The 16986-nt window shown below is 36.4% G+C and carries 15 protein-coding genes and 2 tRNA genes; 10 read left to right on the forward strand and 7 right to left on the reverse strand.

Going from position 1 to position 16986, the window contains the following annotated elements; genetic code table 11:
• Positions 1-53: 53 nt before the first annotated feature.
• Complete coding sequence (locus H3R28_RS02680; RefSeq protein ID WP_198208931.1) at positions 54-536, forward strand: YbhB/YbcL family Raf kinase inhibitor-like protein; 483 nt, start codon at positions 54-56, stop codon at positions 534-536.
• 66 nt (positions 537-602) lie between these two features.
• Here the strand turns inward: H3R28_RS02680 and galE are convergent, their stop codons facing one another.
• Positions 603-1619, reverse strand: a complete 1017-nt coding sequence (gene galE, locus H3R28_RS02685; RefSeq protein ID WP_198208930.1) for a UDP-glucose 4-epimerase GalE — start codon at positions 1617-1619, stop codon at positions 603-605.
• 546 nt (positions 1620-2165) lie between these two features.
• Between galE and H3R28_RS02690 the strand changes: the two genes are divergently transcribed.
• The 6 genes from H3R28_RS02690 to H3R28_RS02715 all read left to right on the forward strand — a co-directional run bounded on the left by H3R28_RS02690 (position 2166) and on the right by H3R28_RS02715 (position 9412).
• Complete coding sequence (locus tag H3R28_RS02690; protein WP_198208929.1) at positions 2166-4457, forward strand: Hint domain-containing protein; 2292 nt, start codon at positions 2166-2168, stop codon at positions 4455-4457.
• Between the two features lie 12 nt (positions 4458-4469).
• Positions 4470-5696: an autotransporter strand-loop-strand O-heptosyltransferase gene (locus H3R28_RS02695; protein ID WP_122123670.1), complete on the forward strand. Its 1227-nt coding sequence runs from the start codon at positions 4470-4472 to the stop codon at positions 5694-5696.
• A 483-nt stretch (positions 5697-6179) separates the two neighbouring features.
• The gene (locus H3R28_RS02700) at positions 6180-6710 is read left to right on the forward strand and encodes an iron transporter (protein WP_122123669.1); all 531 of its coding nucleotides are present in this window, start codon (positions 6180-6182) and stop codon (positions 6708-6710) included.
• 130 nt (positions 6711-6840) lie between these two features.
• A complete protein-coding gene (locus H3R28_RS02705) occupies positions 6841-7170 on the forward strand; it encodes a cupredoxin domain-containing protein (RefSeq protein ID WP_155568187.1) in 330 nt (109 codons plus the stop codon).
• An 11-nt stretch (positions 7171-7181) separates the two neighbouring features.
• A complete protein-coding gene (locus tag H3R28_RS02710; RefSeq protein WP_198208928.1) occupies positions 7182-8012 on the forward strand; it encodes an FTR1 family protein in 831 nt (276 codons plus the stop codon).
• A 26-nt stretch (positions 8013-8038) separates the two neighbouring features.
• Positions 8039-9412 carry a 4Fe-4S binding protein gene (locus H3R28_RS02715; protein WP_198208927.1) on the forward strand — a complete coding sequence of 458 codons (1374 nt, stop codon included), beginning with the start codon at positions 8039-8041 and terminating at the stop codon, positions 9410-9412.
• Positions 9413-9534: 122 nt separating this feature from the next.
• On the opposite strand, the gene putA is transcribed toward H3R28_RS02715, so the two are convergent.
• Positions 9535-13176 carry a bifunctional proline dehydrogenase/L-glutamate gamma-semialdehyde dehydrogenase PutA gene (gene putA, locus H3R28_RS02720; RefSeq protein ID WP_198208926.1) on the reverse strand — a complete coding sequence of 1214 codons (3642 nt, stop codon included), beginning with the start codon at positions 13174-13176 and terminating at the stop codon, positions 9535-9537.
• A 523-nt stretch (positions 13177-13699) separates the two neighbouring features.
• On the opposite strand from putA, the gene H3R28_RS02725 reads away from it, so the two are divergent.
• The gene (locus H3R28_RS02725) at positions 13700-14362 is read left to right on the forward strand and encodes a L,D-transpeptidase (RefSeq protein ID WP_198208924.1); all 663 of its coding nucleotides are present in this window, start codon (positions 13700-13702) and stop codon (positions 14360-14362) included.
• Between the two features lie 23 nt (positions 14363-14385).
• Here H3R28_RS02725 and H3R28_RS02730 read toward each other — a convergent pair.
• The 5 genes from H3R28_RS02730 to H3R28_RS08990 all read right to left on the reverse strand — a co-directional run bounded on the left by H3R28_RS02730 (position 14386) and on the right by H3R28_RS08990 (position 15768).
• Positions 14386-14459, reverse strand: a tRNA-Arg gene (locus tag H3R28_RS02730).
• Positions 14460-14470: 11 nt separating this feature from the next.
• Positions 14471-14779 carry an NADH dehydrogenase ubiquinone Fe-S protein 4 gene (locus H3R28_RS02735; RefSeq protein ID WP_198208922.1) on the reverse strand — a complete coding sequence of 103 codons (309 nt, stop codon included), beginning with the start codon at positions 14777-14779 and terminating at the stop codon, positions 14471-14473.
• Between the two features lie 59 nt (positions 14780-14838).
• Positions 14839-14916: transfer RNA gene (locus H3R28_RS02740), tRNA-Pro, on the reverse strand.
• A 66-nt stretch (positions 14917-14982) separates the two neighbouring features.
• Positions 14983-15456: a xanthine phosphoribosyltransferase gene (gene gpt, locus H3R28_RS02745; RefSeq protein ID WP_198208920.1), complete on the reverse strand. Its 474-nt coding sequence runs from the start codon at positions 15454-15456 to the stop codon at positions 14983-14985.
• A gap of 183 nt (positions 15457-15639) precedes the next feature.
• Positions 15640-15768, reverse strand: a complete 129-nt coding sequence (locus tag H3R28_RS08990; RefSeq protein ID WP_255518684.1) for a hypothetical protein — start codon at positions 15766-15768, stop codon at positions 15640-15642.
• A gap of 157 nt (positions 15769-15925) precedes the next feature.
• Here H3R28_RS08990 and H3R28_RS02750 point away from each other — a divergent pair, with 157 nt between their 5' ends.
• The gene (locus tag H3R28_RS02750; protein WP_198208919.1) at positions 15926-16582 is read left to right on the forward strand and encodes a hypothetical protein; all 657 of its coding nucleotides are present in this window, start codon (positions 15926-15928) and stop codon (positions 16580-16582) included.
• Entirely contained in the window at positions 16582-16986 is a 405-nt protein-coding gene (locus tag H3R28_RS02755; protein ID WP_198208918.1) for a hypothetical protein, read from the forward strand. The genes H3R28_RS02750 and H3R28_RS02755 overlap by 1 nt, the downstream gene beginning before the upstream one ends.

The following is a 16986-nucleotide window of genomic DNA, read 5'->3' on the forward strand; positions in this document are numbered from 1 at the left end:
TTTAGAAAAATAAAATATAACTGTCATATAATGACATTTTTAAGGAGATTGATATGGTTTTCCGAATTTGGAGCCATTCCTATAAAGAGGGTGATGAAATGCCCAATGCCCAACGTTATCATGGCATGGGACAGAATGGAGGTAATCTTTCCCCCTCTTTATTTTGGGAGGATGCTCCAGATAATACAAAAAGCTTTGTTATAACCATGTACGATCCTGATGCTCCAACCGGGTCTGGATGGTGGCATTGGGTTGTTGTCAATATATCACCCAACATAACACATCTGGTTGAAGGGGCTTCCTCCAATAAATTGCTGCCTGAAGGTGCAATCGAGATTCGAAATGATTTTGGTCAAAAGGAATACGGGGGTGGAGCACCACCACCTGGAAAACCGCATCATTATATAATTACGATTCATGCATTGAATATAGCAAGAATAGATGTGACACCTTCCTCAACCCCAGCTTTTGTCGGTTTTAACGTGCATCATCATTCATTGGCTTCTGCACAATTGATCTGTCATTTAAAAGGTTGAATGAATTATCACAATCATTGTTTTACAGATTGTGATAATTTTATCAATATATCGCTAATTTAAAAGCTACTCTTCAAAACCGTTGGGATTTTTACTTTGCCAGTTCCAAGAATCCTGTACCATATCATGCAGATTCAATTTCGTTTCCCAATTCAATAATTTTTTGGCGCGATCAGCATTAGCCCAATATGCCGGTAGATCTCCATCACGGCGTGGGGCAAAATGATATGGCAATTTTTTTCTGAACACATTTTCAAAAGTGGCTATAACCTCCAGTACACTATTTCCCTGACCGGAACCCAAATTGAAAATATTCACTCCTGATTGGGTATCATTATAGTTGAGTGCGGCCAAGTGTCCCTCAGCCAAATCCATAACATGAATAAAATCCCTGATACACGTTCCATCTCTGGTTTCATAATCATTGCCGAATACTGCAAGGGAGGCCAATTTTCCAATAGCTACCTGAGTGATATAAGGCATGAGATTATTGGGAATACCCTGAGGATCCTCGCCAATCAATCCTGATGGATGCGCTCCTACGGGATTAAAATATCTTAATATTGTAATTGACCAGTCCTGGTCCGCGATTGATAGATCCTGAAGAATTTTCTCAATGAAGAGCTTGCTGCGACCGTATGGTTGGGTTGGCTCTCCGGTTTCCATGGTTTCGATATATGGAATAATCGGCTGGGTTCCGTAAACAGTTGCGGATGAACTGAAAATAAATTTTTTGATGTTGGCCTTTTTCATGGCATCAAGCAAATTGATAGTACCATAAACATTGACATCATAATATTCCAATGGTTTGCGTACCGATTCACCAACGGCTTTCAGTCCTGCAAAATGAATAACTCCATCTATATTGTTTTCTTTGAATATGGTGTCTAAAAGATCTTTGTTTCTAATATCCCCTTGATAAAATCTTGGTCGTTTTCCAGTAATCTTTTTAATGCGATCAAGAACGATTTCCTTGCCGTTATAAAGATTGTCAATGATAACTGGATCAATACCTTGTTTTATTAGTTGAATACAAGTATGGCTTCCAATATAACCGCAACCACCTGTAACTAATATTGTCATGAATATGGCCCTATATTTAAAAATTAAATTATATTACTATTCAAATTAAATCGGTCAGCATATTACTGTACTGGGATTTGTAAATAAAGAAATTAATTAGTCCCATGAAATGTTACAATTCAAAAAAGAATAAAATTTTTTAATGATATTTTAATATATTCTAGGCTAAAAAATGCTAACTAATTTTTTGATATGATCGATTATTAAATTTTTTACATATTTATCAATAATATATATGTATTATTCACATATTATTTTTGTTTAGGATTATTTACGTTTTCAAAACGTCATGAATTTGTTAAATTTATACTGAATTTGTCCGATTTACCTATATAAATTTAAGTTGAATTTTAATTCTGAATAAAATCAGTATCTTAAAAATAATTATTATGTTAATAATTTCATTAATTACATCATAATTATAATTGTGGTAAAATTATAATTATATATTGAAAATTGGTTTCATATTGCTTAAGTGAAATATTAAACAATTGGAAAGATTGATTTAGATTATTTAATTTTTTATTTTATAGGGATAAAACTGTTATGGCTGGTAATAATATTATTTCAAGTGATACGGATTTTAGGCATCTTGTTATTAAGAATGATTATCCAATATTATCCGGTGGCCGTTGGACCGCAAAACTAGATGATGCCGGGAATACTGTCTATGTAAGCAGTGGTATCAGTGTCAAGGGGCCAGTAAACATGATTCATGGCATATTGGATATTGAAAGTGGTGCTGTCGTAAGTGGGTTAAATGAAATAGCGAATATGAGTGGATTCAATGGTGATCATGCTAATCCATTAATTAATGTTAAGTCAGGTGGTGTGATTAAAGATTCCAATCTTATAAATGGTGATATTCATATTTATAATGGCGGTATCTCATCCGATAACTCTATGGTATCAGAAAAAGTGACGATAGATAATGGCGGAATTTCAAATAATGATACATTCTACAATCCAGGTGATACAGCAGAAAGTGGCGGTACATTAATTAATAGCAATTTTAAGGGGGGATCAAGCTCTTTCAGAACTGCGGCAAACAGGTCAGACATTTACTACGCGTCAGGTGCCGTTATGACCGATCATCATATGCCTGATATTACCTCCATTAATTCAGGCGCTCAAAATGTTAAATTACATATAGCAAGTGGGGCTGTATATAATGAACCTGAAGACTATGTCCCGCCTGATTTTACAAATTATCCGATAGAAAATGACTATCCTCTGTTAACAGGTGGCAACTGGATCGCGGATGTGGATGAAGAAGGTAAAACCTATTTTCAACGGGAAGGACAGCCCAACTCCGAAAAGATTTATGGTCCTGTAGATATGATTCATGGCATATTGACTATTCATAGTGGGGCAGTCGTGGATGGTCTCAATCAAATAGCTAATATGAGTGGCTTTAGTGGTGATGCTAATCCAACTATAAATATTCAGTCGGGTGGTAAACTGACAAACTCCACGGTTTTTAATGGTTATCTTAATATATCCAGTGGGGGAATTTCACAACACAATAAATATATATCAGAAGTATCCAAAATTGAAAATGGTGGAATATCTGATGATGACACTTTTTATAATCCTACCACAAGTAAGGATGTTAAAGATGAAAATTATAGAAACGGAGGTATATTAAGAAATCCCAATTTGAAGGGGGGATCAAGCTCTTTTCGTACAACAGATGGTGCAGGTCAATATACTATAGCAAATGGCGCAGGGTTTGTTAATCCTCATATTGATAATTCAGCAAATGCAAATGGAACAGATATAACATTACCCGTTAAAGGTGATGAAACATATCCATGCTTTTTAGCCGGAACTTTAATCAAAACTGATAGGGGTGATATCGCGGTTGAAAATCTTGTGGTGAATGACAGGGTTTATATTCACACAGAAAACGGGTTGCAATTACAGCCCATAACCTCCATAGTCAGTGATACACATTTTGTTAACACGCATTTGCCCGATGATGAGGGTGGATATCCTGTCTGTATTCTGAAAGATGCCATTTCCGAGAATATTCCGTATCAAGATACTTATGTAACACCTGAACATTGCCTGTTTATTGATGGTAAATTTATACCCGTGCGTATGTTGGTCAATAATCATTCCATTTATTACGATCATTCACAAAAAATGTACAGATACTATCATATTGAAACAGGAGAACATTCTGTCATCACGGCGAATGGGATGCTTACTGAAAGTTATTTGAATACCAGGGACACCATCAAGGATGTTGAAAATAATGTTATCCGGTTGCCTAAAAATTGGGTAAATGATGCCGCGGCTCCATTAAACGTTGATCGTGATAGTGTGGAAAAAGTATATAATTCCCTCTTGGATCAGGCTTTGGCCAAACATATTGATAGAAAAGGCAGAAACCCCCTAATTACAAATGATCATGATATTTGCCTTATAGCCGATAATGGCAATGTTATCGAAAAGCGAATTGATAATGGAAAAGTAACCTTCATTATTCCAAAAAATACCAAGAATGTCCGGATTGTTTCCCGTGCAAGCCGACCAAGTGATGTTGTTGGTCCATTTGTTGATGATAGACGCTATCTCGGTCTTTTGATCAAGAGCATCAAGCTTTTCAATAAAAATAAGAGTTTTGATATTGATGTTCATCTCAGTGAAGAAAATCTTGATGGATGGCATACACTGGACAGTGATTCAGTCAGATGGACAAATGGCAATGCCTTTCTACCTTTGGAGGATTATTGCAAAGACGATAAATGTGTTCTCGTTCTGGAAATCGTTTCTGCAGGTCCCTATGTTCTTGAGGAAAATGAAGAACACAGAAAAGCGGTACAACAGTAAAATCGGATTTACATGACGTCTGCATCATCAAAGGATAAAAAATCCTATGTAAATGTGACACCAGTACCTACTCAGTCGGCACCCAAAGAAATCCGATACGATTTCAATTTGGGTGCCAGAGTGATGCTTCCCAAAAGAGAAAAGGGATTATGGAAAGTTACATTGCAAGATCTTGATACCGGCAATATCCTGTTCCAAGGTCAAGTCGCTGGGGGAACGGTCAGTTCCTCCAAACGTTTTTATGTCAATTTTAAAATTACTGTGGAGGAAATAGAAAATAACGTAACCAGACAATTGTTCAATCATCAACTTGATCTAAAAGATAAAAAGGTTGTCATTCAATGTCCGGTTGGAACAATCGGTGATACTTTTGCCTGGTTACCCTACGCCATTGAATTCAAGAAAAAACATTCGTGTAAGCTGCACTGTATAATTGATGAAAAATTTATTGATCTTTTAAAAAGATCATATCCAGAAATCAATTTTACAACAATGAAAAAGGCCGAGGAAAATAACATATTTTCTGATAGTTATGCCTGTTATTATTTTGGTCTGTTTTTCAAGGACGAGCAAAATTTATATCAGCCATGTGATTTCAGGTTGGTGGGGTTGCATAAAACTGCAGCTTACATTTTGGGGTTGTCGACAGAAAAAGATGAGAAACTAACCCTTAGATTACCTGATGAATCCAGGCCTATCAAAGAAAAATATGTATGTATTGCCGTTCAAGCAAGCTCTCAATGTAAATATTGGAACAATCCCAAAGGTTGGGAACTTGTTGTTGATTATTTGAAAAGTCAAAACTACAGGGTGATCTGCATTGATCAGAATACCATCTCGGGACATGGTATAATATTTAATTCCATACCTTACAATGCGGAAAATGAAACAGGAAACCGGCCTTTATCAGAACGCGCAAGATGGTTGAAACATGCCGAATTTTTTGTTGGATTGAGTTCAGGATTGTCCTGGATGGCGTGGACAATGAATATTCCTGTTGTCATGATTTCCGGATTTACCCATCCCATGAACGAATTCTATACGCCATATCGGATTATAAATTGGCATGTCTGTAATTCCTGCTGGAATGATATGAAATATGAATTCGAACATGATAATTATACGTGGTGTCCGCGACATCGTGATACGCCAAGACATTATGAATGTACGAAATCAATAACTTCTACTTTTGTTATTCAAGTCATTCAAAAACTGATTTCAAATATAAATAAAGAATGATTCTACCAGAATATAAATTTATTATCATGGAAGTATAAAAATTCCCTGATAATAAATTTTAAAAACAATTAAATTGTTCCTAATTATATATAATAAATTAATTAAAATATTTCCCTAATATCAATAATAAAAAATTACATAAATATCTTGTTAAATAATTTTTTAACATTACATCAGTTTTATTAAGTAATTCACATTTTATATTTTTTAAAATGCTAATAATTGTTTTCTTATTGCAATAAGATGTTAGGTTGTATGTATTTGTTCCCAGATTTCAGATAATCAGGCAATTCTTTTTGAATATACAGGTCTGGTTAAACATCCATATGAATGCATTGTTATAAACTTTTATGAATAAATTTGATATTTTAATATAAACAGTTGCTATTAATTTTTATTTGCATATAAAATTGATTTCTATTCTCATTTTATGCTCTAACTCATTGATTCGATCACATATTTGATTAAGGAAAGTAATTTATAATGTTTAAGAAATATCTTTTGATAGGTTGTACAATCCTATTGTCAACACCAGCCTTTGCCGTAGAATATCCCATTGGCAAACCACAGATATGTGGAAATATGGAAATTGCTGCAGTCTATCTGCAGCCAATTGAAATGGAGCCTGACGGTATCATGTTGTCAGCGGCAAAATCTGATGTTCATCTTGAAGCGGATATTCATGCAACAGCCAATAATAAAAATGGTTTTCAAGAAGGCAGCTGGATGCCTTATCTACAAGTATCTTATGAGTTAACCAAAATTGGTGATGAGAAAAAATTACAAGGTATACTTCATCCAATGGTTGCAAATGATGGACCTCATTATGGCGAGAATATCAAACTTCTGGGAGCGGGAAAATATCATTTAAAACTCACGCTTCTTCCACCGGCCAGAGAATCCATGTTTGGTCGTCATGTTGACAAGGAAACGGGTGTTGCACCCTGGTTTGGGGAATGTGTCACACAATATGACTTTACATATGCCGGAACTGGTAAAAAGGGTGGATATTAATATTTAAACCAGCGATTAAATATAAATTATTAAGACGTTCAACATATTTATAAATAAATATTACATCTTAATAATTTGAGATTGTTTATTGATAATCCAATCATTAAAAGCATATTTTCGGATATTCAGAATGAAAAAATTTTATGCTGTTTTGTCATTGTTTTCCATTTGGCCAGTACACGTTTTCGGTGCACCACTTCAAAATTATGATATCACCATCACGGATGGTGTTTTTAAACCCTCATCAATAGAAGTGCCGGCAAACCAGCGTTTTAAAATTACCATTAAAAATACAGGTAAAGTACCGGCTGAATTTGAAAATCTTTCTTTAAGGGTTGAAAAGGTCTTGGGGCCTGATGTGACCTCTTTCGTGGTTATACATCCCCTTAAAACGGGGAAATATCATTTTATCGATGATTTTCACGTCAATATGCCAGGCTTTGACATTATTTCCAAATAGGAGTTTTTATTATGGGTGCGCCTTTGTTTATTGTATGGCGTGAGAGCGTTGAGGCATTACTGGTTATAGGCATTTTATATGCATGGCTGAGAAGGGAAAATCTGGTATCCCTGACAAGAAAGCTATGGATTGGGACGGGACTTGGTCTGGCGCTTGCAGGATTATTGGCTGTTGCATTTTGGATCGCCAGCACTTGGTTTGCCGGTGCAGGTGGAGAATGGTTTTTTACCATTATGATGTTTGTCGCGGCATGTTTGATATTGCAAATGGTAATCTGGATGCATCATCATGGTAGAGGTATGAAAAAGCATCTTGAACAGGAGGCAGCCGAAAGTGTACAGAAATCCGGAAGTGGAATAGGGATTCTTCTTTTATCCATGCTGGCAGTCGCAAGAGAGGGATCAGAAACAGTTGTATTTTTGGCAGGTATTGGTGCGGAACAAAAGGGATCTTCATTGGGATTATTTATACTTGGCGGTTTTTTGGGATTAATCTTGGCATTGCTAACATTTTGGTGTTTACAGAAATCATTTAAATTCATTTCATGGAAATGGTTTTTCATTGTCAGTGAATTTCTTTTGCTTCTAATTGGTGGTGGACTTTTTATAAGCGCCATTGATAAAGCCTCTGTCCAGATTGCCGCTTATGATATTCCGGAATGGATTTATAATTTTATGGATAATCCTGTATGGAGTACCGCAGGGTTTATTCCTGACAACAGTACCTTAACAGGTTTGACAGGTTATCATGCGGAACCTTCATTAATGCAAATTTCAGCTCTTGTTATTTACTGGTTCATTGCCATTTTATTGTGCAACGTAACTTTTAAAAAAACTTATTAATACAATAAATAACATTGGAACAAATAATGAGGGTTTTGCTGAAAAAGGCAATTAATCAAACGGGAATTGCTATGCAACGTCATCAAACCATTATTCAGGGAATTAAATGGTTTGTTGTTGCAATTTATTTTTTGCTTCTGATTATTCCCGCCTTAATGCATTTACCCCCAAAACATTCGCACATTTTTAACAATATTGTTTTATTTGCCCAATTTGTTTTTTGGGGGATCTGGTGGCCCTTTGTAATATTGTCAATGTTATTTATAGGACGAATTTGGTGTGGTGTATTTTGTCCAGAGGGAACTTTGACGGAATGGACATCCAAAAATTTCGGACGAAACAAGAAAATCCCCCGTTTACTCAAATGGAGAGGTTGGCCGGCGATTGCTTTTATATTAACCACTTTGTATGGACAACTTATAAGTGTTTATGATTATGCGATACCTGCATTATTGATACTGGGAGGTTCAACAGCAGCAGCAATAGTTATAGGCTATCTATATGGAAATGGTAACCGTGTCTGGTGTCGTTATCTGTGCCCGGTTAATGGTGTGTTTAATCTTCTTTCTCGGCTTTCTCCTTTTACTTTTAAGACAGATCAGCAAAAATGGTCAGAATTTCAAGAAAAAGAAAATTCAAATCCGCATTGCCCACCAATGATTAATATTCGACAGCTTCATGGCGTTTCAGCTTGCCATATGTGTGGACGTTGTGCAGGCTATAGAAATGCGGTCAGTTTGCAGACGAGGTCCGTGAATGAAGAAATTCTTGTTTACGGTAATGAACAGCAAAATATTTGGCAGATCAGACTATTGTTATTCGGTATGATTGGCGTTGCTATTGGAGCATTTACGTGGACGGTTTCGCCTTGGTTCGTTTATTTTAAACAATATTTGGCAGAATGGTTGGTTAATCATGAAATATTTTGGCCATTGAATGCAACGGCTCCCTGGTGGATTTTAACGAATTACCCTGCCAACAATGATAGTTTCAATTTGCTGGATGGCTTTTGTGTCAGTTTCTACATTCTTGGATCCGGAATTCTTTATGGCGTGTGGTTAACATTGATCTACAAATTTTTGGCCAGACTTTATCATAAACCTGATTTTTATCTATATTTTTCCCAAGCACTCATACCTTTGGCAGCGGCAGGTCTTTTTCTCGGTCTCAACGCAACAAGTGTCAAATTACTTCAATATGAGGGAGTTGTCTTTTGGTGGCTAAAGGATATGCGTGCGATTATTCTGGGGGGTGCCAGTATTTGGAGTTTATACTTGGGCTATAAAATTCTTCGGAAATATAATAAATATTTTTATCAAATGTTTTTATCGTTTACCCTTTATACTGTATCTGTAATACCCGTTGTTGGGGCATGGGTTTTAATGTTTTGGATATGGTAAATAATTGAAAACATTAATAAATGAAAACCCTATCTTTTTTATTCTGTAAATAGGGTCGGTCTTTATTGAACCCTTATTATATAAAATAAAAAGGGTTTGTGTTTTATAAATCAAAATTGATATTAATCTATTGTCATTAAAGAGGCATTTCCCCCTGCAGCAGTCGTGTTATTGCTTATGGAGATCTCTTCCATGAGAAGATCCGTATTTTCGAAATTTTCATCTACATCTAGTGCAGAAATAATTCCATTGTCTGAAAATGCCATATTCTGACGAGCCTCTTCAAATTCGGGAACATCTTTTTCACCCAGAATGATCGTGCAAGGTTGCTCATTCATTGATTTTACCTTTCTGATGTGTAATGACAATTCATGGGGCAATTGTGAATACCATTCTGTGATCTGATCAGGTGCAAAAATCAGGACTGAATTTCCACATTTCAGGGATAAGGAAATTTGTCTCAATAAGATATCTCGTGTTTTAGCGATACATAATACTGTTCCTCGTGGTGAGAGAGAATAAATATTTTTTTCACCTACTGGTCCATTTAATTCAATATTTGAATTTACTATTGTATGGGATAACAGATTTTTTGCTGTAGAAACAAAATTCTTTTGATTGCTTGTCAACCAGTCCAGCCACTGCTGTGCAATGGGGGGTAGAGATTGTTTGGGGAATTCATCGAAAACGGGGCTTTGTTGCAACATCCTTCTTAGAATGAAGGGTGCACCTGCCTTTGGACCTGTTCCGGAAAGACCTTTTCCCCCAAAAGGTTGTACGCCAACAATCGCCCCGATGATATTACGGTTAATGTATATATTACCGGCATTAATTTTTTTTGTTACATCCTCAATGGTTTCATCAATACGGGAATGAATACCAAACGTTAACCCAAAACCTGTTTGGTTTATCGATTTAATTATATTGTCAATCTGATCTCGTCTAAATCGAACAACATGAAGGACAGGACCAAAAACTTCATCAGGAATATCGGATATCTGATTGATTTCGATTATGGTCGGCATCATAAATGTACCATTTTCTGTTTTTTCAGGTAAAGGTAGGGACCAGATCTTAAATCCTTTCTTTTTCATATATTCGACATGATTATTTAGACGATTTAATGCATCCTGATTGATTACAGGACCTATGTCGGTTTTGAGAGAAAGAGGATTATCTATAATAAGCTCCTTGGTTGCACCCCGTAACATGGTAATAACCCGATCTGCGCAATCTTCCTGAACGTACAATACCCTTAGGGCAGAGCATCGTTGACCGGCACTGTCAAATGCAGAACTGATGATATCAACAACAACTTGTTCGGCGAGGGCAGAGGAATCAACGATAAGTGCATTTTGTCCGCCTGTTTCAGCCACAAAAGGAATAATGTTGCCTGATGGAGATCTTCTGCTGGCAAGATTTTTAGAAATTTCACGGGCAACTGCTGTTGATCCTGTAAACATTACTCCATGGACTTCCTTATTTGAAATAAGAGATGCCCCAATATCTCCCTTACCGGGTAATAATTGAAGAATTTCTTCCGGTATACCCGCTTCATGCATAATTTGAACTGCCTTAGTGGCAATTAAAGGCGTTTCCTCGGCTGGTTTGGCAATAACAGGATTTCCGGCAGCAAGAGCTGCAGAAATTTGCCCGATAAAAATGGCCAGTGGAAAATTCCATGGGCTGATGCAAACAACGGGTCCACTCAATGGTGTGTGTGTATTATTATTAAAAGTTCTGGCAACTGTTGAACCATAGTATCTGAGAAAGTCAATCGCTTCTCTTACTTCAGCCAGGGCATTGGGAAAAGATTTTCCCGCTTCACGAATAATCAATCCCAATAAAGGATACAATTGCTCTTCCAAAAGATCTGCAGCTTTCAACAAGGGAACAGCCCTTTTATCAGGATCCAATCCAGCCCAGTCCTTGGCACCCTTTACTGCCGATTTGAACGCACGATCAATTTCCGCTTGTGATGCCTCGATAACTGTCCCTACCTTATCGTTATGATCAGCAGGATTTAAAACATCCAATGGTTTGTTTTTGAACTTAGTTTTCTTTCCTGCAAGAATTGGAAATGCTTCCCAAGATGCTGGAGAATCTTTAAGGGCCTTAGAAAGATCATGTAGAATAAATTCATTGTTGAAATCAATGCCTCTTGAATTCAGTCTTTCCTGACCATAAATGGAGCGTGGTAAACGGATGGCTGGATGAGGACTGCCAACAGGATTTACTTTCAGAGCTTCATCCACAGGGTTTGCAATCAGTTGATCAATTGAAATGTCACTGTTGCCAATCTGGTTTACAAATGAAGAATTAGCTCCATTCTCCAATAATCTGCGAACAAGATAAGCAAGCAAAGTTTCATGTGTTCCTACAGGGGCGTATATACGACATGGTCGTGAAAGATCACCCGCTTGTACGATTTTGCTATATAACTGTTCACCCATACCATGGAGACACTGAAATTCATATTGTTCAATATCATAATCTTTTCCTGCAAGTGCATAAATTGTTGCAAGTGTTCGAACATTATGTGTGGCAAACTGTGGAAAAATTGCGTCTCTATTGGCCAATAATTTTTTCGCGCATGCAATATAACTAATATCTGTATGAATTTTGCGGGTATAGACAGGAAAATCGGATTGACCTTCAACCTGCGCTTTTTTAATTTCACTGTCCCAATAGGCACCCTTTACCAAACGCACCATCAATCTGCGGTTTGTTCGACGAGCCAGATCAATCAAATAATCCAGGACATAGGGAGCCCTGCGGCCATATGCTTGGACAACAAAACCAATACCGTTCCAGTTTTTCAGATCTGGGTGATTACATAAGGCTTCCATCAAATCAAGAGAGATTTCAAGGCGTTCACTCTCTTCTGCATCAATATTGATGCCAATATTATATTGGCGTGCAAGAAGAACCAAATTCGTTAAAGTCGGAAGGAGTTCTTTCATGACTCGGTCATATTGGGAACGAGAATAACGGGGATGTAAAGCGGATAATTTAATGGATAATCCAGCACGTTCATAAACCGAGTTACCATGTGTTGAACGGCCGATTGCATGCAAAGCATTTTCATAATCAACCCTGTAACGTTCCGCATCTTCTTCTGTTATCGCAGCCTCGCCAAGCATATCGTACGAATAACGAAATCCGATATCCTCCATTTTTCTGCTTTGGTTTAAAGCCTCTTCCATTGTTTGGCCAAGAACAAATTGTTCACCCATCATGCGCATAGCTCGATCAAGGGCGATACGGATTATGCTTTCACCCTGCCGCTGAACCAATTTTGTAAGGGTTGCTGCAAGATTTTTTTCCTTTACAGGTGTAACGAGTTTTCCTGTCAAAGCAAGTCCCCATGCGGCGGCATTGGTGAAAATAGGTTTCTTGAAACCTGCATGTGATATCCAGTCACCAGTGCTGATCTTATCCCTGATTAATGCATCACGTGTTTCAGTATCAGGAATGCGTAAAAGAGCTTCGGCAAGGCACATAAGTGCAACGCCTTCGGCGGAAGATAATGAAAATTCCTGAACAAGAGTCTCGACACCCTTCAGGTTGCGATGTTCTCTTAAATATTGTGTTAATGATCTTGCATGTTCCGATATCTGTCTGTTCATTTCATCAGATAGGGTAGCTTGTGGAAGTAGGGTTTTGACACATTCCGTTTCTGGAAGTCGTATTGTCGCCGTAATTTTATCTCTTAAAGAGTTCTGAGTGCGTATATTATTGTCAAATTGAGAAAAAACAGACATAAAAATCCTCGAAACTGAAAATATAATATTTAAGATTATGTCGCTTCTTACATAATTTATCCATTGAATAAAACAAGAATTATATAAATATGATAATTTTATTATAAATTTTATGTTTATTTATTGCGATATTGTTCTAATTTAATAATGAAAAAAACAGGATATGAATTATGTTTACGTAATTATGTATTTAACTGCAACGAAATTATTATATTGTAATTTAATCGGAGATGGTTAGCTTTACCTTAGGGAAATAATTGAAAATATTACATATTATTTGAGATACTTATTAAAAGTGGCAGCTTAATGAATCGTATATTTGGTGATACGTTATTATTGTATTTTTATAGTAAAAATTGTTTTCGATTCTGTTTGAGAATATGGTGTTCATCAAAAATGGATATTGAATAATTTGTTTAATTTATTTTCAAAAAAAATCATTCCATTAATAGGTTGTTTATTTTTTTCAAGTTGTAATCATTCACAAAAATCAATTTTGTATCACTGGCAAAAAAAACAGCAAATGATCGTTGTTATAACTGATGGATGGTATAGTAATAGGGGAAAGTTATACAAATTTGAATATTTGCATTCAAAATGGCACAAAAAAGGAAATGGTGTTTCTGTATCTCTAGGTAGTCAAGGATTGGCTTGGGGCAGGGGATTGCATCCATTTATGCAAGAAGGTCTGTACAAAAAAGAGGGTGATAAGCGCAGTCCAGTTGGAATGTTCAAAATAGGTTTTGCATTTGGTTATAGGAATAATCTTTCTATAAATTATCCTTACCATGTCATGACACAATATGACTACTGTATTGATGATCCTACATCGTCTCAATACAATCAAATTATTGATAAACAAAATTTTTCTTTAAAAAAAATATTTATTTTGTCTGAACCTATGCGTAGGGATATTCATTTTAAAGGGGACCAACTTTATAAATTAGGTTTTGTCATTGAGCATAATGAGAAGAATATTCCTCATTATGGAAGCTGTATCTTTGCACATTTAAGAAAAAATGCGAATGCGGTGACTTCAGGTTGTACAGCAATGGATGAAAAGGATATGACACAAATTCTTAGATGGCTTAATCCTGATTATCATCCAATTTATGTATTATTACCTAAAGTTGTTTATCATCAGAAACAACAGGTTTGGAATTTGCCATCTATGAAAAATGATTAAACAGTTTTGCGAAAAATTGGAAATGCGCCCTGCTGGATTCGAACCAGCGGCCCACAGCTTAGAAGGCTGTTGCTCTATCCAGCTGAGCTAAGGGCGCAAAATATAATTTCAGTGAGTCCAGTTCATTTTCCGATTGTTGTGAAAATTATCTTCATAATTTTTGACAACATAATGATGACTACCTGGTTCTTCTAAATCATAAGCAATAAAATTCTTTTCTGCATATTGAATTGCTTGATCTTTTGTAGGGAAACTGAGTTTTACTTCAGTTTGTGTGTCTCTACATCCTACCCATCCAGTTAAGGAATCGTGTGATCGAGAGGAGGCTTGTCCATAATCAAGAATCCATCTATGACTGCGAATTTTACCAGATTGTGTAGCCTTTTGAGGGCATTTATAAATTCGCGCCCGCGTCATGAAAACCTCTTTTGCTTATTAAAAAATACCCAAGGATTTTAACCCAAGGTCTTTATTAATGGTCGGGGAGCCCGGATTCGAACCGGGGGCCTCTTGTACCCAAAACAAGCGCGCTAGCCAGGCTGCGCCACACCCCGAATGGCCTTATAGCTATCCTGTTCTGCGCTATAAGGCAAGTTATTTTTTTATAAAATATGCTTTTTTTATTTTTTTTGGGATTTGATAAGAGGGGGTGCAAAGGCAGGGGCCATATCCCATGGAAACAGGATCCACATATCCTGTTGAACTTCCATGATAAATTCGTCAGTATATTCCTTGCCGGCAGGTTTGGCATAAAGGCAGGCAAAATAAGCTTTTGGTAACAACTTACGAATAGCTTTGGCAGTAATTCCCGAATCAACAAGGTCGTCAATAATTAGAAAACCTTTACCATCTTCGGTAATGGATGGATTTTTAATGATATTTAATTCACCTCTTTTTTCTTCATCATAAGTGACAACTGATATTGTATCAATCAAACGAAGTTCCAATTCACGTGCAATAATTCCTGCGGGAATTAACCCACCACGGGTTATCGCGATAATTCCTCTGAAATTAAAATTGCTCAAGCGTTCAGATAATATACGGGCATCTTTGTGTAATTGATCCCAGGAAACGGTCATATATTTGGTAGCCATTAAAATAAAGAACCTCCATTTGGAATTGAGTAATATGGCAGAATAGGAATGTAATAACTTTTGGAATCAGGCATACAAAGCACTATCGTGTCGAATGCAGTTGATCCCTGATGGTTGAAAGGTAAATTAATAATGGCACAAACATGTTTTTCCAAGAGGGATTCTGGCAAAAGAGTGGGTTAATTAAGTAAAAAAAGTATTTTTGGAACCAATGACTGAATCAAAATCAATTTTTAAAGGAAAACTTCCCTGCTTATTGCTAAGAGTTACCCTTTTGTTTGAACCTGCCCTGATGTTTGATTTATCACTCATAAAGAATCCATGGTAAAACGGTAAAGAATTTATAACGAAACGATCCAAACAAATATATCTTGTTTATTTTAATATGGGAAAATATTAATGTAGAATGAAACTGTATATTTTATGATTACAATATTTGTTACAGATATTAAATATAGGCTTTTAAATATTGGAAATTCGTTTCAAGATTTCAGAAGTCAAGACGGATTATGTGAATATGGATAAGAAAAAACTAATTTCTTATTGTCTAGACAGTTTGGTTGTCATCTTAATTTTTTTAAGTGCATGTTCAGCTTCTGATACACCTCCTCAAAATAGTATGAGGTTAACCTCAGACAGGGTCGCTCGTTTTTCGATGCAAAGCAGGGGTTTCGATATAACTGATAGATCAGAGCTTATGCGTGCTGTAATGAATGTTGTCCAAGATCAGCATTATGTTATAAGAGAGGTGAATGCGGGGGTTGGCACCTTATATGCAGACCAGACATATGATATTGGTCAGCCTTTGAGTTTTTTTGGAATTCCGATCACTCATTTTCATCAAAAACCGTGGGCGGGTGGAAATTTGGCAATTCAGCTGGGACCGTTTGAACTGGCTGGTGGACAGAATAGTTTATATGTTGCCAAGAAAAACAGTTCTGTTTCTGTTGTGCTTTTGCCTTTGGAAAATAATAAAAAAGGATTTCAAATTCATGTTTCAATTGAAATGCGTGATTTTTACAATGACGGACATGTCGGTGAAATCTGGTTAGTCCGGGATCCAAAAATTTATCAGAATTTCTTTGATGCTTTGTCAAAAGCAATTTATTTACAGGCTCAATCCTAATGAAAATTTTTCATTTATTTTCTGTGGTAGTGGTTTTATTGTTGGCAGGATGTAATGGGAATTCCATACCAACAAACCTGAGATTAACTGATTTACCGACAGGTCAGCTTCGTAATATGCAAATGCGGCAATTTGATCAGTTAGATATAAATAGGGTTAATCAAGCCGTAATTAAAACACTGGTCAGTCTGGATTTTCAAATTGTCAGGGTGGATGATCTGAGCCATCTGATTGAAGTCATACGTATGGAAAACGGACATATTATGCAGGCAAATATAATGTCAATATCAACGGTGAACCATGGTACGACAGTTCGTATAGCTTTGCGCTACAATCAATATCCCGTAACGTCACCCCAAGTTTATCAGGAATTTTTTGATACGTTGTCACGTAATTTATCCTGA

Source organism: Commensalibacter sp. M0268 (genome assembly GCF_016101925.1).
Classification (GTDB): domain Bacteria; phylum Pseudomonadota; class Alphaproteobacteria; order Acetobacterales; family Acetobacteraceae; genus Commensalibacter; species Commensalibacter melissae.